Annotated in this window: 14 protein-coding genes; 2 read left to right on the forward strand and 12 right to left on the reverse strand. The window is 46.6% G+C overall.

Going from position 1 to position 19,008, the window contains the following annotated elements; genetic code table 11:
- Window positions 1-31: 31 nt before the first annotated feature.
- The 12 genes from BN1938_RS17895 to BN1938_RS17955 all read right to left on the reverse strand — a co-directional run bounded on the left by BN1938_RS17895 (window position 32) and on the right by BN1938_RS17955 (window position 15,333).
- On the reverse strand, window positions 32-3,160 hold the full coding sequence (locus BN1938_RS17895) for an NADH-ubiquinone oxidoreductase-F iron-sulfur binding region domain-containing protein (protein ID WP_082203055.1): 3,129 nt from the start codon (window positions 3,158-3,160) through the stop codon (window positions 32-34).
- A 4-nt stretch (window positions 3,161-3,164) separates the two neighbouring features.
- Entirely contained in the window at window positions 3,165-3,677 is a 513-nt protein-coding gene (locus tag BN1938_RS17900; protein ID WP_025654621.1) for an NADH-quinone oxidoreductase subunit NuoE family protein, read from the reverse strand.
- 370 nt (window positions 3,678-4,047) lie between these two features.
- On the reverse strand, window positions 4,048-4,779 hold the full coding sequence (locus tag BN1938_RS17910) for a J domain-containing protein (protein WP_050641852.1): 732 nt from the start codon (window positions 4,777-4,779) through the stop codon (window positions 4,048-4,050).
- 180 nt (window positions 4,780-4,959) lie between these two features.
- A complete protein-coding gene (locus BN1938_RS17915) occupies window positions 4,960-5,367 on the reverse strand; it encodes a TFIIB-type zinc ribbon-containing protein (protein WP_050641853.1) in 408 nt (135 codons plus the stop codon).
- Between the two features lie 285 nt (window positions 5,368-5,652).
- The gene (locus tag BN1938_RS17920; protein WP_050642744.1) at window positions 5,653-6,561 is read right to left on the reverse strand and encodes a DUF4340 domain-containing protein; all 909 of its coding nucleotides are present in this window, start codon (window positions 6,559-6,561) and stop codon (window positions 5,653-5,655) included.
- 14 nt (window positions 6,562-6,575) lie between these two features.
- Window positions 6,576-8,063 carry a GldG family protein gene (locus BN1938_RS17925; RefSeq protein WP_050641854.1) on the reverse strand — a complete coding sequence of 496 codons (1,488 nt, stop codon included), beginning with the start codon at window positions 8,061-8,063 and terminating at the stop codon, window positions 6,576-6,578.
- A gap of 12 nt (window positions 8,064-8,075) precedes the next feature.
- A complete protein-coding gene (locus BN1938_RS17930; RefSeq protein WP_050641855.1) occupies window positions 8,076-8,942 on the reverse strand; it encodes an ABC transporter permease subunit in 867 nt (288 codons plus the stop codon).
- Window positions 8,926-9,918 carry an ABC transporter ATP-binding protein gene (locus BN1938_RS17935; protein ID WP_050642745.1) on the reverse strand — a complete coding sequence of 331 codons (993 nt, stop codon included), beginning with the start codon at window positions 9,916-9,918 and terminating at the stop codon, window positions 8,926-8,928. Before BN1938_RS17935 ends, BN1938_RS17930 begins: the two co-directional genes overlap by 17 nt.
- 342 nt (window positions 9,919-10,260) lie before the next feature.
- Window positions 10,261-12,195 (reverse strand): glycoside hydrolase family 32 protein, encoded by a 1,935-nt coding sequence (locus BN1938_RS17940; protein WP_050641856.1) that lies wholly within the window; start codon window positions 12,193-12,195, stop codon window positions 10,261-10,263.
- Window positions 12,196-12,228: 33 nt separating this feature from the next.
- Window positions 12,229-13,047, reverse strand: a complete 819-nt coding sequence (locus BN1938_RS17945) for a carbohydrate ABC transporter permease (protein ID WP_050641857.1) — start codon at window positions 13,045-13,047, stop codon at window positions 12,229-12,231.
- A 12-nt stretch (window positions 13,048-13,059) separates the two neighbouring features.
- Window positions 13,060-13,944: a carbohydrate ABC transporter permease gene (locus BN1938_RS17950; RefSeq protein ID WP_050641858.1), complete on the reverse strand. Its 885-nt coding sequence runs from the start codon at window positions 13,942-13,944 to the stop codon at window positions 13,060-13,062.
- An 87-nt stretch (window positions 13,945-14,031) separates the two neighbouring features.
- Window positions 14,032-15,333, reverse strand: a complete 1,302-nt coding sequence (locus tag BN1938_RS17955; protein ID WP_050641859.1) for an ABC transporter substrate-binding protein — start codon at window positions 15,331-15,333, stop codon at window positions 14,032-14,034.
- A 217-nt stretch (window positions 15,334-15,550) separates the two neighbouring features.
- On the opposite strand from BN1938_RS17955, the gene BN1938_RS17960 reads away from it, so the two are divergent.
- Together BN1938_RS17960 and BN1938_RS17965 are read left to right on the forward strand one after the other, a co-directional pair.
- A complete protein-coding gene (locus BN1938_RS17960; RefSeq protein WP_050641860.1) occupies window positions 15,551-17,380 on the forward strand; it encodes a sensor histidine kinase in 1,830 nt (609 codons plus the stop codon).
- Window positions 17,373-19,004: a response regulator gene (locus tag BN1938_RS17965; RefSeq protein ID WP_050641861.1), complete on the forward strand. Its 1,632-nt coding sequence runs from the start codon at window positions 17,373-17,375 to the stop codon at window positions 19,002-19,004. The genes BN1938_RS17960 and BN1938_RS17965 overlap by 8 nt, the downstream gene beginning before the upstream one ends.
- Window positions 19,005-19,008 lie beyond the last annotated feature (4 nt).

Genomic DNA, 19,008 nt, shown 5'->3' on the forward strand with positions numbered 1-19,008 from the left:
CTGGTCTCTGTCTTGTTATGGGTTCCCGCTGCTACCGCCTGTCGCAATGCAGACAGCGCAGGGACTCTGCCATAGCGTCCAGCTTGTGATATCCACAGTTTACTTCCCGGAAATTGCCGGTCCGTTCTTCCGGTTTCAGGCATCTGGTAGGGTAACGGTCATGGGGTTCGTTCACTTCCAGTTCGATTTCCGGAATGTCGAACTGCTGCCCCTTGTTCAATTCCCCTGTTCCGCCCAGGTACTGATCGATCTTCACGGCGGCCTGCTTGCCGTCGGCAATGGCCTGGATCACAACATTCTTGCCCCATGGGCTGACATCGCCTCCCGCAAATATGCCTTTCTCTGCAGTCTGTCTGGTATATTTATTGATCTCCAGTTTGCCGGTCTTATCCATCCCCACATTGGTCGTCCTGTAAACCTTGTGGTCTACATCCTGATTGATGGCGGTAACGACACCGTCACAATCGATGGTAAAGTTCGAACCCTGCAGCTGTTTGGTCAGCCTGCGCCCGTCGCTGCCAAATTCCGCTATACGGCGGCGGATCAGATGAACCCCAGTCACTTTGCCTTGTTCACCCACGAATTCCAGCGGGGACGCCAATGATATAATCTCAATGCCCTCTTCCCGTGCCTCTTCTACCTCATCCCTGCCTGCAGGCATCTCCTGCTCTGTTCTGCGGTAGACTACGGTAACCTGCTCTGATCCAAGGCGGACGGCAGTTCTCGCAACATCAATCGCCGTACTGCCCCCGCCGATAACAACAAGATGTTTCGGTACGGACAGGTCTTTCTTCAACCCAACGCGTTTCAGGAATCCGACGCCGCTTTCCACGCCTTCCAGTTCCTCGCCCGGGATATCGAGCAGACGGGAAGCCTGGGTCCCTGCCGCAATGTAAACAGCATCAGACTGGCTGCGCATATCATCAAAGCTCAAGTCTGTACCTATGCTGGTGTTCAGATGGATATGGACGCCGCTCTTTTCGATGGCATGGATCTCTTTCTCGAGAACCTGCTTAGGCAGCCGGTACTCGGGGATTCCCCAATATAAAACGCCGCCGGCCACGGATTCTGCTTCGTATATATGTACTTCATGCCCCAGGTTTGCCAGGTAATAGGCACAAGTCAGGCCAGACGGGCCGGCTCCGATGACGGATATTCTCTTTCCGGTAGACGGCAGCGGCTCCACCATCGGGATATTATAATCATCCCGAAGCGCGTTATCCCCGATAAATCTTTTTACAGAACAAATAGCAACAGGCTCATCCACCTGCGCCCTTCGGCAGTGATCCTCACACGGATGGGTGCAGACACGCCCGCACACAGCCGGGAATGGATTATCCTGCCGGATCAGACGGTAGGCATCGTCGGTCCGCCCTGCTGCCAGCAGAGAAAGGTAACCCGGAATATAAACATTTGCCGGACATGCATTTCGGCACGGTGAGGTCTGAAGTTCCGCACAGACACCTGCCGCGCAGTGTTTATCATAAATGTGGGATTCATATTCCCCGCGGAAATATTTTAAAGTGGAAAGTACCGGGTTGGGAGCTGTCTGCCCGAGGCCGCACATGGCAGTCTGTTTGATCGTCTCCGCCAGTTCCTCCAGAAGCTCCAGGTCTTCCGGACGGCCATCCCCTTCCGTTATCCCTTCCAGAAGCTCCAGCATGCGGCGGGTGCCGTTACGGCAGGGGAGACATTTGCCGCAGGATTCATCACAGATAAAATCCATGAAATACCGGGCCGTATCTACCATACACGTATCTTCGTTCATGACGACCAGACCGCCGGACCCCATGATCGCCCCAAGCTCCGCCAGGGACTCATAATCCACCGGGGTATTCAAATGCGCCCTGGTGAGGCAGCCGCCGGAAGGCCCGCCTGACTGAATGGCCTTGAACTGCTTGCCCCCTATGATACCGCCGCCAATCTTATAGATGATATCCCCCAGAATCGTGCCCATAGGAACTTCAATGATCCCGGCGTTAACGATGTCTCCTGCCAGGGCAAACACCTTCGTTCCGGCGCTCAGATCCGTACCGATTTTTCGATACCAGCTGGAGCCGTTCAGGATAATAGGCGCCACATTAGCCAGCGTCTCCACATTATTGATGATCGTCGGGCTTTCAAACAGGCCCTTTTCAAACGGGAACGGCGGTTTCTGGCTTGGCTCTCCCCTCCTGCCCTCAATAGAGGCCAATAGGGAAGTCTCTTCGCCGCACACAAATGCACCCGCCCCTATGCGGATCTCTACGTCAAAATCAAAACCGCTGCCCATGATGTTTTTGCCCAGAATACCGGCCGCCCTGGCCTGGTCGATGGCATCGCCCAGCCTCTTTACCGCGATGGGATATTCTGCGCGCACATAAATATAGCCTTTTGATGCTCCGATCGCGTATCCACCCAGCATCATACCTTCGATGACGCTGTGGGGATCCCCTTCCAGGAGGCTCCGGTCCATGAATGCCCCGGGATCCCCTTCATCCGCGTTGCAGACCATGAATTTGCGTCCGTCCGGCGACTGGGCCTTCATTCCTGCCTCCCATTTTACGCCGGTTGGGAAGCCCGCGCCTCCGCGCCCTCTCAGGCCGGAGTTTTTCACGACCGCGACCACCTCTTCCCGGCTCATGCCGCTCAATACCTTTGCAAGCGCCCCATACCCATCCCTGGATATATAGGCCGCCAGAGAAGAGAACTCCATCCTTCCGCAGTTTCTCAGGGCAATGCGGACCTGGCCCTCAAAGAAGCCGATATCTTTCATCAACGGTACATGGATCCCCATGTCGTCATCAAAGTATGTATACTCCTCGCATACCTCATCATTCATCAGATGCCTGAACACAATATGATCCACCTTTTCCGGATCCATCTCGGTATAGAATACTCCGTCAGGCTCAACCAGGATCACCGGTCCCAGAGAACAGGTTCCCATACAGCCGGTGACCAGGACCTCTATCTCGTCCTCCAGCTGATAATTGGCCAGCGACTCGTGAAGCGCGTCTTTTACTTCCTGACAGTGGGAAGAGATACAGCCCGCGCCTCCGCACACCAGAACCTGGCGTCTGTACTTTCTCCGCTGCGCCAGGTAATCTCCTTTGATCACGCGGAGATCCATCTGGTCCCTTACCACCAGGGTTTCCCTGGATGTCTCATTTATTACAGCCATAGTTTTACTCCTCCTCCTCATAGTAGCGTTGCAGTATCTGTTCCAGTTTGTCGGGGTTTACTTGTTTGTAGACCTGATCGTCTATGGACATGGCCGGCGCCAGCCCGCAGGAACCGATACAGCGAGCCACTTCAAACGTGAATATCCTGTCCTTTGTGGTCTCCCCAATCTCTACACCCAGAATCTCCCTCAGCCTCTCCACAATCTTTTTACCGCCCCTTACATAGCAGGCCGTGCCGAGACAGACACGTATGGTGTGCTTACCTCTTGGCTGGGTGGCAAAGAAGGAGTAAAATGTAACGACCCCTGACACCTCGGCCAAAGGTATATCCAGGCCGTCCGCTATGACTTCCTGCACCTCCAGCGGCAGATAGCCATAGATTCCCTGTGCCATGTGGAGAACCTGGATCAGGCTCCCTTCCTTCCCTTTGTACTCCGCTGTCAATTCCGCGATCCGCTCCAGCAGAGCTGTCTCACTGTGGGCACAGCCACAGCATCCTTGTGTGTATTCACCCATCAATTAGTGCCTCCTTTTACTTTTTTATTGTGAAAAAACATACAAAGTAAAAGCGGGAACTGCCTGAATGGCAGCTCCCGCTGATTGATTACCTGTATGTTTTTTACATCCTGAATCCTGTTTTCCTGTTTTTTTATGTATATACTGGTCCATATGATATGACTCCTCCCTGTTTCTGGCATTTTCCCCTAAAAATCAGGAACGATAAGCTTGTTATTAATTGTACAAATTCAAGCAAATTGTCTGAAAGTTTTTGTTATGGTACCGATCATATCACAACCAGTTTGTCTCTGTCAAGATGCAATCGCAAAATTCATAGTATGACAAAGAATTGACAGACAACAAAAACTGCTATCCAAAGAGGCACTCCCTATATATATCTGCCCCCATATCCGCCTCCGCCGCAGCACAGCCCGCTGCCACCGCAGCACAGATTACAGAGCAGATTTGCAATACAGAGTTTCATGCACAAATCGCTGCCGCCCGCCCCCGGATATCCATACACGCTCTGCCGCTGCTGATACCAGGAACCGCCGCCCTGCAGGCGCTGCAGCAGCATCTGGTACTGCATATTCTCCGGCTCCAGCCTTACGGCTTGCTTCGCATGTTCCAGTGCAGTGACATTGCTGCCCATCCCCGAATTTGCCGATGCGCTGTAAAAATACCACAGGGCGCTCCTGTCATGGATCCCGTTCAGGACATGGAGCGCCTCTTCATATCGGCCGGCCTGCAGGTAATTGGCCGCCGCCTTCAGGTGTATATCTGTCTCGCTGTTTCCCCCCGAACGCTGTTCCTGCCCGCCGTAGGGGCCATAGCCCCCAAAACCGCCAAAGCCGCCGAAACCTCCATATCCGCCATATCCCCCATAGCTTCCGGTATTCCCATAACCGCCTGTACCTCCGGTATATCCGTGTTCGCGTTCATCCATAATCTGCTGATAGGCCTGCTGTACTTCTTTAAACCTGGTTTCCGCCTCATCACGCATGGGGTTGTTGATATTCGCATCGGGATGGTACTTTCTGCTCAGCGTCCGGTATGCTTTTTTTATCTCTTCATCGGCTGCATCCCTTGACACACCCAACACTTTATACGGATCATTCATCGTCTTCCATTCTCCTCACCATCTCTGTCCCTAACCTTCTAAACGTAACAATTCAGACGGACCTGAACTGTTACGTTTCCTCTCTTTTTTCCGAGAGTTCTCATACCAGAAAAAGAGGCCTGCCGGCAGCACACCGGTCTGCCTCCAGCACCGCTTTTTCTCCTTATCCTGCATCCTCAATCAGCTGTTTTTAATAAAGGTCTGACTGCACTTCGGACAGCGCACCTCGATCTTTCCCTTCCCCTTTGGCACCCTGATCTTCTGTCCGCAGCCAGGGCATTTATAAATATGGTGCGTTTTTCTCTGCTTCCATATAGCTTTCTGATTCCGGAAAAAGCCGCGTATCTTACTCGTCTTTGCCAGAAATGCCTGATTCTCTGCATACCGTTTTGTCACATTCTTTGAAAACATCCGGAAATAGCAGTAGATTATCAGGACCCAGCCCAGTGCATATAAGATAAGACGGACTCTGTCTCCTCCGATTACAGAAGAGATTAACACCACCGCCAGACCCACTATAAGCAGGAACTTCGAAAATGTATCGACTCCGTATCTTCCCTGCATGAAACGTATCAGTTTTTCTTTCATGTTTTACCATCCTCACTTTTATTCCTGCGGCAGCAAGCGGAAATCAGGACTGCCTGTTTCCGGCGTCTTCCCCTGGGCCGCCCCGCTTCTTTCTGTGCTGCTGAATTGATGCCCCGCAGCCATCTGCAGGGTAATGTACTACATGTGAAATATTCTCCTCTGTTTTCTCTGAATTGTCAAGAAATGTCTTATAAAATAAATATAAAATTTACTTGCAAAGGCAACAGTTCAGACCTGCCTGAACTGCTGCGTGCAAAGTGGGCAGGCCCACTTTGTCCCTGCCCATTACTTTTCATTTAAGATATTTTTGCAGATCTCATCTGAGATCAGGTATACAATCCTGGAATCATTCAGCATGACATAGCGGTTTCCCTCACCATCTTCTTTTCCAATATAAAGCGTAAGCGTCTGTTCCTCATCGTCCTGCGTATAGACGGCCTTCACAGTGATTCCTGCCGCTTCATCCAGGCCAAATCCGGCCAGGTCTTCCTCCTCCACGGAATAATCCGCGGCCTTGCTCAGGGTGACAGCTCCCAGTCCGCCGGCAGCCGTTGCAATGGCTTCTGTATCGTCATTATTTTCCGAATCATAGGTGGTCTCGCTGCCATCTCTTGTTACGACAACTTTCTTCAGATTGCCGCTTCCAATATTGGGATAGGTATCCAGCTGCGCCATGTCCTCCAGTGAATACTGCAGGTCAGATATGGAAGTGCCGCTCACCGTGTACACCTTTCCCGTATTCCCCACAGTGGCATAATAGTTATCTCCCACAGCATTTCCGTAATAAACAGCGGTCTCTTTTCCGTCTTTTCCGGTCAGCACAACCGTGTATACCGGATCTTTTAACCCATAGTCCTCCAGCGAATCCCCGTCTTTCAGCTCCCGCTCTGCCTTCAGTCTGGCAAAATCAGAGGCCATTTGTTCCGGGTAGCTCTGTGCCAGCGGGAAATCCCGGTCATCGGCATTGTACCACGTACCGTCCTCCTTTACAAAATGAAATTCTCCGCTGCCTGCATCATACTGAATGCTTGTAATTTCGTCTATATCAGTCACGTATACCGTTTCCGCTTCTGTTTTTGCTTCCTTCTTTTCTTCCTGCTTCTTATTCCACCTTTGCATCCCAAGATAGGCAATCAAAAGAACCAGCAGAAGGCAGAGCAGCAAAAGGAAGGATTTCTTCTTTTTTTTCTCCATCTTCATCCGCCCTCCTATGCTTTTCTTCTCTTAAACCATACTGCAAATCCACCGATCAGAATCAGCAGCGGGATACCGAATATTACGAGCAGGCTGAATAGTCCTGCATGCTGCACGGTATTATATTCCGTGGCAAGGCTCTTTGGTTCAATTGAGATATTCTGTACGCCGTCAAAATTGCTGCTTACGGCATTCATAAATAACGTCGTATTCTCAAGCTGCGTGAAGGTATCTGTGATCTGGGAATCGATCAGGCTTCCCGCCGTGATTACGGTCAATCGGCTTTCTTTCGCGCTCTCCTTAGCAGTGTCTGATGTGTCTTTGCTTTGCGTATCGTCCTCTGCTGCTTCAGTAGCTTCGTCTTTATTCTCATCCTTGGTGTCGGCACTGATCTGCTCTGTGGCAACCGCCCCCAGTGTATACGTGCCCTGCGTCTGGCTGTCTTCCGTGACCGCATAGGCGCTGTCCGTCGTTGTCATAAAAGAGCTGGAACTAATGGTATCTCTCTCGGCATCTACCAGGTTCAGGCCCCGGGTATTGGTGACAAGCACCATCTGCGAAGACATGCCTTTCGCCAGATCTCCTGACAATGTAAGCGTCGGGAATATATAGTAATAATTGCCCTGGTAACATCTCTGGGGATCGGCAATATACCCATCGGCTTCTTCCATGCCATATTCCTTCATGATGGAGGCAATATTCGGAAGCACTGAAGTGCTGGTATCTCCCAGGAGAATCATCACTTTCCCGCCTGACGAAAGGAATTGCTGCATTGCTGCTTTTTCATCGTCTGTCAAATCCGTGGCCGGCGCGTACATAAGCAGAAGATCGCAGTCTTCGGGTATGGATGCCTGCATCACCAGATTCAGTTCTTCAATCTTGTAATTATTTTTGTCCATTAACTCTGTAATTGAGTTTGATAATGTGGCCTCACCGTGCCCCGTTGTTCTGTATATTTTTTTATTTACATCACTGGTCACGTAATTCACCGCACTGGTCAGCTGGCCTTCGCCGTCGAATTCGGATTCCGATACACTGCCCGTATAATAATAGGAGGAGGTATCCATGACCACAATATCGTCAAATGAAACGGTTGTGCTCTTGCCCGTATCCGCACATTCTACCACGATCGTATTCGCGCTGGTCTCGTACTCCGTTAGCGCAGACGGATGGAGTACGGGGTCAATCCACTCCACAGAAATATATTTGGACAAAGCTGCATATTTGCTTAAAAATGTTTTAATCCGGTCGTCCGCCTTGTCTTTCTCTGCCAAAACCGTAAACCTTATTTTATGGTTCAGATCCTTCAGGAGCTCCCGGCTGGTATCCGTGATCTCGTAGATCTTTGTGCTGCTGACATCGATATTCCTGTATTTCTCGGGGATCTGTCCGAATATCATATTGGCTACTATTACGATTGCGACCACGATCACGGTAATCCCCACGCTGTAGGTTCCGTTTTTTGTTCCCGCTGTATGAAATAAATTTTTTATTTTCTGCAATTTCCGGCCCTCCTAACTCCAGCGTCTTTTCTGAATTGCCTGTACTGTCAGGAAAATAAACACTACAATTACAGACAAATACAGAACTATGCCGCTGACATCTACTATGCTGTTCGACGTGATATCCGTAAAAACATTTGCAAGCGCAAGGTTTCCAAGGAACTTCGTCAGAATGTTCTCGAACAGGCTGGATTTTACAATATACGTGACTACACAGGCCGCAATCCCAATGAGTTCAATCCCTCCGCTGATAAACCAGTTGCCAGTCATCTGCTGAATATAGGCAGCTACAATGGTCAGAAGTATGATAATCCCCACAGCGCCGCTGATAGCCGAACTTGGAAGGAAAGACAGGATGCCGTCCCACAGATACAGAACGAGCAGAACCCCGAATGTGGTGATAAAGGCAATGATCTGGCTCTCTGTCAGTGAGGACAAAAACATCCCGATCGCAATATATACGCATCCGAGAAGGAAAAATACCACAATAGATATATAATCCACCTTCAGATATGCGGTTCCCTGCATTTTAATAATCAAAGGGAATAAACAAAAGATCAGGTTCGGCACTGCCAGCACGGAAACCATCGCAAGGTATTTTCCCATCACAACCTGGCGCAGGCTAACCGGCGCAGTCAAAAGCAGCTGGTCTGTCTTGTTTCTCCGCTCCTCCGAAAAGCTTTTCATTGTGATCAGCGGTATCCCTACAAGAAAAACAATCAGTACGCCGGAAAGCGTGTAGGAGAAGTAGGGGTATCCCGCATTCAGGTTGTAAGCCATAAAATAAATTCCCGCAAATGCTACAAGGAACGCTATAAAGACACATCCAATCATGGACTGAAAATAGGACTTCAGTTCTCTCTTATAAATCGCCAGCATCTGTCCCCGCCTCCTCTCTCTTTGCAGACAGCAGTTTCGAGCCTGTTTCCCCCTGTGTCAGTTCCAGGAAGATCTCCTCCAGACTTGCACGGTTCGTATTCAGCATAAGAAGAGGACAGCCTGCCCCGGCAAATGCAAAGAATACCTGTTCCCGGATATCTTTGTTGTCTTTTACTTCCAATACTGCATATGTTGTCCCGTCCGCTCTCTTTTCTGTTTTCATGCCGGTGATATCCCTGATCGGATTCAATATGTCACGCAGATTCGAAGGTTCTGTTTTCGCCAGGATCTCGACGGACTCCGCTTCATCCATCAAATGCTCCAGATTATCCGGCGTATCGCTGGCAACAAGCCTGCCCTTCGAAATGATCATAATGTAGTCGCATACCTCTCTGACCTCGGCCAGTATATGCGAACTCAGGATAACCGTATGATCCTTCGCCAGTTTCCGGATCAGCTCCCTGATCTCAATAATCTGTTTCGGATCCAGCCCCACGGTGGGCTCATCAAGTATAATAATGTCCGGAAATCCCAGCATGGCCTGGGCCAGCCCAACTCTCTGCCGGTATCCTTTTGACAGGTTGCGGATCAGCCGGCCTCTGACATCCATCAATTTTGCAAGCTTGATTACCTCTTCCACTGAGGATTCCCGTTTGTCTTTGGCGATTCCCTTCAGCTCCGCTGCAAAATCCAGATACTCCTGCACCGTCATTTCCATGTACAGCGGCGGGAGCTCCGGAAGATACCCTATGTGCTTCTTCGCTTCTTCCGGTTCCTTTAGAATGTCGTGTCCGTTAATCAGCACCTCGCCTTCCGTTGCTCCAAGGTACCCGGTCATGATATTCATGGTCGTCGATTTTCCTGCTCCGTTGGGGCCCAAAAAGCCATAGATCTTCCCTTTTTCAATCTTGAAATTCAGGTGGTCTATGGCCAGATGGTTTCCGTATTTTTTTACTAAGTTTTTTACCTCAATCAATTCCTTACCTCCCTGGTCTGATAATTTACGCCGGCTTTGGAGTGCGGCTGATGATTTATGTCCCCAGATGGCTGATCCGCTTACCGCGGATGCAAACCGGTCAGGAGCGTCCGACAAATCATCAAGCATACTCTGGATAAGACGGCCCATATGAAACAGCTGTGTGCTCCACATAAAGATAAAATTAACAGAAGGTTGTGACGGATTTGTGTTTGAAATGTGGAATTTTTGAGGTAAATTCTTACAATAGGCGTTGCTGTTCAGACCGTGCTGTGCACGCCCGCAGGGTGTGCACAGTAACCAATAGGCAAAGCAATTGCCACTCCTGTCAGATCAAGAGCGCTAACTATTTGTAATTTCAATATTGTTAAATAATGCATTTGTTTCGCTCACACACAGCCCCAAAGCACCTCCAGTATACTCATTTAGCTTTTCCTTAAACAATTCTACTCCGTCAATGTATACTTTAAGGTTCCCTTCTTTCATTTCGACACAAATGAGGTAAGTCCGCTCCGTATTAATTATAACCGCCGCCTTACCAATTTGGATTTTATCATAAAACAAGATCATCTCTTTCTTTTCAGCATCAAACACCACCCTGTATCCTATACCCATTTCATTTATTCCGAATGCCAGGCCGGCGCTTTTTCCACTCTGATAGGATGTAATCTTCAGCCTTGATTGCACCCGAAACTCATGGGATTTTTCTGTTGTTGCCACTAGTCCATCTGCAGCACAACAGCCTTCAAAGCCTTGTACTGTGTTCATCCACTTCCCATCAAAAACGTTTTCGAACAAGTCGGATTCGCTTTTCTTGTCCGGCCAGACAGAAGACAGATTGTAACAACGGCCGCTAACCAGCCTCAGCGGAGAATTGCCAGCCGCTAACCTCACCCGCAGCCTGGGATCTCCCCCAAAGAACAAGTTTGTCATAACTACCGAACCGTCCCCGGCGAACAGCTCTATCTGCGATGAATCAACCAATATATGTAATTTTAGTATCTCATCCTCAAGCTTGAACGGGGCTTTGAATCTGCCCCTGAAATGCTCTATGTGATACTGATTACAATTCGTCCGGTCAAAGATGATCTTTTCCTCTCTGCGATCATAAACAATTTTAATGAGATCCCTGCCGCTATCCCCAATCATGAGTTCCATTACAGCATGACTGCCTTCAAATGCAAGCTCACAAATGATCTCAAACTGATTCCCCTCAACAGGCAATTCCAATGTACTGTCAGGAAATATGTCACAAGGTGTAATCTCATGCCTTTGATTCCTTAATTGCCGGATTTCTTCTGCGGGCCTCTGAATGATACGGATTTCATCCTGCTTTTTTACTAATCTTAACTCTCTGACCGAGGAAAACTGCCCCTTAAAAAGAGACGTGGGTAATTCATCCCGGTAAAGCCAATTATCGGCCCAGCCGATCATTAATCTCCGTCCGTCATCCGGCAGAATGTCGTTCCAGGTTACCCCTGCATAAAAGTCTTTGCCATAATCCAGCCAGGATATTTTTTCCGGCGGACCATCATTTATAAAACTTTTTCCGTCAAAATCCCCTATAAAATACTGCATTCCCGTTCCCCCCGCAGGTGCCCCGCTATTTACACTGACCAGTAAAACCCATTTATTTTCGTCCGGGCAATTTTCGATTGGCATCCGGAACAAATCCGGACATTCCCATACTCCCTGATGCGATCCTTCCCCTGAACCAAACTCGCCTGTAAACTCCCATTCAATCAGATTGGCAGAGCGATAAAACTCAACATGGTCTCCACATGCTACTACCATAATCCAGGCATTTTTTTCTTCAAACCAAAACACCTTCGGATCACGGAAATCCTTTTTCCCCTTCGATGTTAACACCGGATTTTGCTCATACTTTATCCATGTCCGTCCCCGGTCTCTGCTATATGCCAATCCCTGGCTTTGTTGTGAATCTACATGCTCATTATAAGTAAATAATGCAGCAATCACCTTTTCTTTTCCATACTGCAGCCCACTCGTATTTTTCCAGTCAACAACAGCACTTCCTGACCATATCTGGCCAATCGGATCCGGAGCCAATGCGGCAGGAAGATGCATCCAATGCACAAGATCGCGGCTCACGGCATGCCCCCAATGAATATGATTGTTGATATTATACTGATGCATTAAATGATACTCCCCCTCATAATAAAACAGACCATTGGGGTCATTGATAACATGCGATTCAGCCGAATAGTGAAAACCCGGACGGTACAGATCTTTAAAATATTTTTTTCTTTTTAACATAACTTATTCATCCTTTTTTTAACACTTGTTTTTTTATCCCTTGACTCCGCCGGAGCTCAAGCCCTTCACAAATTGATTCTGGAACAGCACAAAAATGATAACTACCGGCGCCAGCCCTATCATTGCCCCGGCTGCCAGCAGATTATAATCGGCTCCATATGTCTGAAAAAAAGTAGAAATCGCTAATGGAATTGTATGGTAATTTTGATTTTGCAGGAAGAACACTGACTGCCCGTAATTGTTCCATATACCAACTCCCTGCATTATAACAACCGTAGCTGTGATTGGCTTTAACAATGGAAATGTCACTTTCCAAAATGCCGCAAATCTGGAACACCCGTCAATAATTGCTGCTTCCTCAATGGATTCACTCATAGAGCTGATAAACCCCTCATATAAAAATACCGAAAACGGCAGGCTTTGACATGCCAAGAGCAAAATCATTGCCCAATGTGTATTAATCCCATTAATCCTTTTCATAATGGAGTATAGCGGAACTGTATTAATGATTCCCGGAACCATCATACTGAGGATCATTACATTAAATATGATACGGTTAATCTTACTTTTACTTCTTGCCGCCGCATACCCTCCGCTGGCCGCGCAGAAAATTAAAACAACGACTGCCCCGCCGGTAATAATGAACGAATTCCGCATGGCCCGGCCCATATTGGCAGCCTTCCATGCATTGGCAAAGTTCTCAAAATTGAGTGCCCGCGGAAACCACTCTTCTGCAAAGCTGCTGCCGGCGCCGCTTAAACTCAGATAAAACATGATATAAAATGGAATCAGAAATACGATAATAATCGCTGCTATCCCCAAACCAGATGACAATTTTTTAATTACTTTCACAGGTAACCTCCCTTACATTTCTACCTCTTTTCCTTTCATCCACCTCAATGAGATGGCAACGGGAATGACTATAATAAAGAACATGATGATGGACACTGCTGTGGCATAACCGGCAAAACCGTTAAACGACTGTTTGTATATAAAGATGCTGAGCGATTCCGTCGCGTATCCCGGCCCGCCCATCGTGATTGCCATAATAATATCAAATACCGCCATGGAACCAATTATATTTGTAAATATGTTAATCCGGGCTGACGGATACAACATTGGCCACGTTATATTTTTAAACATCTGCAGGGATCCTGCACCGTCTATTTTGGCGGATTCATACAATTCTCCGGGGATTGACTGAAGGCCCGCCAGATAAATGATCATCGGCCCGCCTACAAACTGCCAAACATTCACAATGATAATCAGCCAAATGGCTTTATCCGGATCGCCCATCCACCCAAATGAATAGTCAATTCCTAACTGCTGCAAAGTTTGATCCAAAACTCCGGTTCTTGGTGACAAAATCAGCGTCCAGAGATACCCCATAATTAAGGGGCTGATTATGGACGGCATATAAACTGCGGTACGTGCCAGAACTTTCCCTTTGATCTTTGAGTCAAGTAATATTGCGAAAAGCAATCCCAGAACATTCAGCAGCAAAGGACTGATCAAGCCGAACAGCAGGGTGACTCCGATCGCATTCATGGCCCGTTCATCCGAAAAAAATCTGATGAAATTGCTAAGTCCGATGAAATTCCGTTCTTCAGAAAATCCATTCCAATCCGTCATACTCACACCTACCCCCTGAATCAGCGGCAGGACAAAAAACAGCGCAAAAAGCAGTGTGGCAGGCAAAAACATAAATTTATGCATATTGGATGATATCTTACTTTTAAATATTTCCATATATATACTCCTTAACTTCATGGTATCCTGAAAAGAAGCTGCGCATGAAAAAATTCATTCCGCAGCTCCTTTCCCCCTATAATCACACTATTGTGCATCAAATGCAGTTTTCCAGGCCTTTTCATATGCGGCAGCAAATTCTTCCGGAGTATATTGTCCGGCAAAAAATTCCTGCAGCATGACTCCCGACGCATCTCCGCCAAATCCGGCCGGTTCTTTAGCAGGCCCCAGAGATGCAGCACTCTTGGATACCTCGACAGCGCTCTCAACAATCGGCCCAAGATCGGCGGACACATCCTCAAAAGCCGATGGCGCATTTCTTGTCTCTGTATAAGAAACTTGATTCTCCACGCTGAATAACCATGTTAAGAATTCCTTTGCCGCTTCCTGATTCGGTGAATCAGCCATGATATAATACGTACTGTCAGGGCTCTGGTTAATCGCCGGTTTCACATCGGCGCTGACAGCCGGCATTGCACTAACGCGAAGCTCATTTACTGCCTCCGGATTAATATCTATAATACCGCCAAGTGCAAACAGTCCCTGAAAGATAACTGCTGCCTCTCCCTTCGCAATCGCATTCATTGCGTCATCGTAAGTTGCCGTAAGTACGTTGTCATTAATCAGACCCTCTTCCTGTAAGGTTCCCAGCCAATCCATATATTTTTCTAAAGCGCCGTCTTTTTCAGAATACTTTAAAACACTTAAATCGCCTTCCAATGCTGCTTTCCCATATTCTAAATCGCCGATTTTTTGGCGTTCCACCGCCTCTGGTATGCATCCGAACAACATTCCGATTGTCCAGGCCTCTTTCCCTGAAAAATACAACGGATCCATATCCGGCCTGGCTTTCTTGACCGCCCTGAGATTATCCGTGAACTCATCCAATGTATTTGCAGGAGTTAACTTCAATTCGTCAAAAATCTTTTGATTATAGATAGCCGCAGTAATCATTGTGTTTGATGGTATATAATAATTTTTGCCGCTTTTCGTGTCTTTAGAAAGCTCTTTGATCGAAGGATCAATTCTGTCCCACCACTCACTATCAGACAAATCAAGAAACTTACCCGCATCTATCATTTGCTGCGTTGACATTGTAGTAATATCGGGAATATCATCGGCTGCAATCTTCGTCTGGAGTGCTGCCGTCCCCTCCTTTTGGAACTCATGTTCAACTTTAATGGTGTCACTTTGCTGGTTAAAGCGGTCAACTGCTTCATTGTACCAATCTACCATTTCTACATTTCCGTTAAAAAACTTTACCGTCACCTTCTCGCCGGAATCCCCGCCCGAATTGGCTTTATCAACGTCACTGTTTTTCCCGCAGCCACTGACCATCCCACAGGCTAATACAATGGCTAACACACCTGCTAAAACTTTTCTCTTCATCCTGATCCTCCTTAATATGAAAATTTCTCTTTTTTGTATACGTTAAGTATAAGCGTCAGCCGTCTTAAGAGAAATACTCAAAATCTACGATTACGGTTCGTTTTTTTCCTATTTCTATTATGTCATGAATTTTTATGGTATATTAGATACAGCTCAAAGACATGCCCGCTGATTCTAATAAATACGATCTTTCACGACATACAGGAGAGGTGATCATTTGAAAAAACTGATAAAATTATTTACAATCCGGTTGCGCAGTATCCGTTTTACTCTGACCTTAGTCGTTGCTGTTTTGATTTTAATTTCCGTATTCTTATCATCGATGCTATCATATGCACGATATGCTAAAGACTCTGAGCGCCAATCGTCTGTTCAAACACAGCAAACACTCGAACAGCTTGCGTATAATATAAACAATTATCTGGATGAACTTTTCAGGCTGACGACATATCTCTATTATGATAACACAGTCATAAATGAATTCGAGAAGAGCAGCGGCAATGAGGTCGAGCGCTTACAAAAAAGGCGTATCATCGAGAACTATCTGGACCAGATTATGATTATGCCGCGCAAAGATGTTTTAAACGTATTTGTAATAACAGATGAGATCTATTATAGCGGCAGAATGCCCAAAAGTATTGATCATAGTATTGATTACTCCGGCTATGACTGGTATAAAGACGCGCTGCAAAACAAAAAGTCTGCTTTTATTCCCCCTCATTTAGAGCAGATTGTATCCTATCCCAAAAATACTGTTTTTTCCATAGTGAAACCACTAAAGAGTATACAAAATATTGATAAAGTAATTGGTGTTATTAAAGTTGATGCCAGTTACAGCGGTATCTCTGAAATTGCTGAAAAGGTAAAGATGGGAAACGATGGGGGCGTGTTTATCATCGATAGCCAAAAAAATCTTATTTACAGCAGCATAAAAACAGAGAAAATCGACCTGCTTTCAGATACAGCCTTAATTGCTGATAACAGCTGGACACAAAAAATAGATGGAACCGAATATTTAATGAACACTGCCAATGTTAAAAACTCTGACTGGACGATTGTATCTGTAAATTCCTTAGAAGAACTTACCGCTAACGCCAGGCAGACCCGGGACTTTACGCTATTGCTGGCAACAATAAGTTCCCTCTCAGCCATTATCGTGCTGCTTATTTTTGCCAACAGATTTCTGCAGCCTTTACTGGAAATAGTCCAGCTGATGAAGGAAGTACGTAAGGGAAATTTTCAGGTGCACTTTTTAAGTAAACGCCAGGATGAAATCGGATATTTGGGAGATTCTTTTAATTCCATGGTACAGACGATCAATGAAAACATTCAGCGAAACACTCAGCTGGCAACCCAGGTATATGAAGCAAATGCACTTCACACACAGGCTCAGCTAAATGCCCTGCAAAGCCAGATTAAGCCGCATTTTTTATACAATACCCTGAACATGATCAGTATGCAGATCCAATTGGGCAAATCAGAACAGGCCGTGGATAACATCGATAAACTGCATCAGCTGCTGAGGGGCATGGCAAAATGGAACCGGGAAGTGACATTAGCGAACGAATACTCTGTGCTTGATTGCTATTTAGGGATCCAGCGCAGCCGATTTGAAGAAAGGCTGGAGTATGAACTGTCCCTCGAAAAAGAGCTTTACTACCAATATATTCTGGCTTTTATACTACAGCCAATTGTCGAAAATGCTATCATACACGGTTTAGAAAAGCAGCGGGCCAAAACCAGGATTACCGTGAACGGATTTACGGAAGGCCAATTCACTTTTTTCATTGTTGCCGATACCGGTAAAGGTATGACAGCCGAACAGCTGACAGCACTAAAAGAGAAACTTGAGCAGGCTGCCAGCCGGCCGCAAAGCTACTCTGCCCCCGGAACAGACGGCCATATCGGACTGGAAAATGTAAGCAATCGTATTAAGCTGCACTATGGAAGTCAATACGGGATCCATATAAACAGCGAGCCCGATGCTGGCACCAGGGTTACGGTAAAACTGCCGCTTTTAAAAAAGGAGGCTCAGGAAAATGTATAATATCTTATTAGTAGACGATGAGAAACTTACACTGGATTTTCTTTCTGTTTCAATTCCCAGGCAAGATGCTGACTGGAATATTTCACAGACATGTTATGACGGTATTTCTGCTTTAGACTGGTTAGCAAAGAATGATGCAGATCTTATTATAACTGATATTAAGATGCCCGAAATGGACGGGCTGACATTATGTCAGGAAATATTAAAAAACAGGCCCCGCCAGAAAATCATAATCCTTTCTGGTTATGACGAATTCCAGTTTGCCCAAAAAGCCATCAAATTTGGTGTAAAAGACTATTTATTAAAACCCATTTCTCTGCCGAATTTAAAAGAAACGCTAAATACCATAAAAGCCGCACTGTCTGCAGAACAGGCCGAAGAGTATATCTATCACAGCTTACTGGAACTGAACGAAGAAGGGAAGATACAAATTGTATCACGCTTTATCCAGGCGATTATCAATAACTCTTATGTCGAGACCCAATCCCTGCACCCGATGATACATCGGATGAAAATAAACCTTCTGGACGGCGCCGGAATCATTTTGCTCATAAGTATAGATGAAGATATCTTACTCTCTAACGAAATACCGGCAAGTGACATTCCTTTATACAAATATATCCTTTATCGATTGACACTTGAGCTGGCAGAAGAACATCCGGCAAATATATGGATCAGCCTGGATCACAACGAAGATGTGGTGGTGCTTCTGTCAGGGGAAACATATCAATCGGCGTCTCTTCTGGCGAAAGACTTTTTACAGGAAGTCCGGAAAAATAAATTTCCAAATATGGAATTGTCGCTTTCAGCAGGCCAAAGCTCTGCATTCGAGGATATTTTAATGGTAAATGACGCTTACCAGGAGGCGGCGGCTGCATTAAACTGCCGGATATTCAGCCGCTCCAGCCAAATTTATATTTATGAAGAAACAGAGGACATCCTCATATCACGAATCCACAAAATAAACCATTACGTAAAAGCGCTCCATTCGGCAATTGTCAAAGATCAGACCGCTGACCAGCCGCTGATTATTGATTCCATAATCGCATTACTTCCTGATGATGCCCTGCAGAATAGAATTGCCGTCAGCCTCTACTTGATAAAATCTTTAAAGGCCATCCAGAACCTGTGGAACCCGGATGATATTATGTATATTTTATCCTCAATACCGCACATATCCACTGAGCCGGAGATTTCAACGAGTAAATATCTGATAAAGGTTATCGGCCTGCTTTCAGACCGGAAGTATGCAGATATAACTTTTGATACCGACGCGAACCCGGAAGCTAATATAGTCAGTAAAGCACAACAATATATACACCTGCACTATGCTGAGCCGGTCAGTCTTGCATGGATTGCCGAAGAAATCGGCGTTTCACCCAACTATCTCAGCACACTGTTCCATAATGAGATGGGGGAATCTTATATTAAATATCTGACTGGCATACGCATGAAAAATGCGGTCAACTATATGAAAAATAATCCTAATATGAAAATTTATGAGATTGCCGAAAAAGTTGGATATGTGAATGTAAAGCATTTTTCTTATGTCTTTAAGCAATATTACTCGGTCTCTCCCGGCGAGTACCAGCAAAAAAGAGGCTGGGAGAATGAAACAATCTGAGGTG

It is taken from the genome of Eubacterium sp. SB2, assembly GCF_001244405.1.
Classification (GTDB): domain Bacteria; phylum Bacillota; class Clostridia; order Lachnospirales; family Lachnospiraceae; genus Faecalicatena; species Faecalicatena contortus_B.

Coding starts and splice junctions, on each gene's coding strand:
- BN1938_RS17895 (WP_082203055.1), bottom strand. CDS start 3,160: ATGGCTGTAATAAATGAGACATCCAGGGAAACCCTGGTGGTAAGGGAC.
- BN1938_RS17900 (WP_025654621.1), bottom strand. CDS start 3,677: ATGGGTGAATACACACAAGGATGCTGTGGCTGTGCCCACAGTGAGACA.
- BN1938_RS17910 (WP_050641852.1), bottom strand. CDS start 4,779: ATGAATGATCCGTATAAAGTGTTGGGTGTGTCAAGGGATGCAGCCGAT.
- BN1938_RS17915 (WP_050641853.1), bottom strand. CDS start 5,367: ATGAAAGAAAAACTGATACGTTTCATGCAGGGAAGATACGGAGTCGAT.
- BN1938_RS17920 (WP_050642744.1), bottom strand. CDS start 6,561: ATGGAGAAAAAAAAGAAGAAATCCTTCCTTTTGCTGCTCTGCCTTCTG.
- BN1938_RS17930 (WP_050641855.1), bottom strand. CDS start 8,942: ATGCTGGCGATTTATAAGAGAGAACTGAAGTCCTATTTTCAGTCCATG.
- BN1938_RS17940 (WP_050641856.1), bottom strand. CDS start 12,195: ATGTTAAAAAGAAAAAAATATTTTAAAGATCTGTACCGTCCGGGTTTT.
- BN1938_RS17950 (WP_050641858.1), bottom strand. CDS start 13,944: ATGGAAATATTTAAAAGTAAGATATCATCCAATATGCATAAATTTATG.
- BN1938_RS17955 (WP_050641859.1), bottom strand. CDS start 15,333: ATGAAGAGAAAAGTTTTAGCAGGTGTGTTAGCCATTGTATTAGCCTGT.
- BN1938_RS17965 (WP_050641861.1), top strand. CDS start 17,373: ATGTATAATATCTTATTAGTAGACGATGAGAAACTTACACTGGATTTT.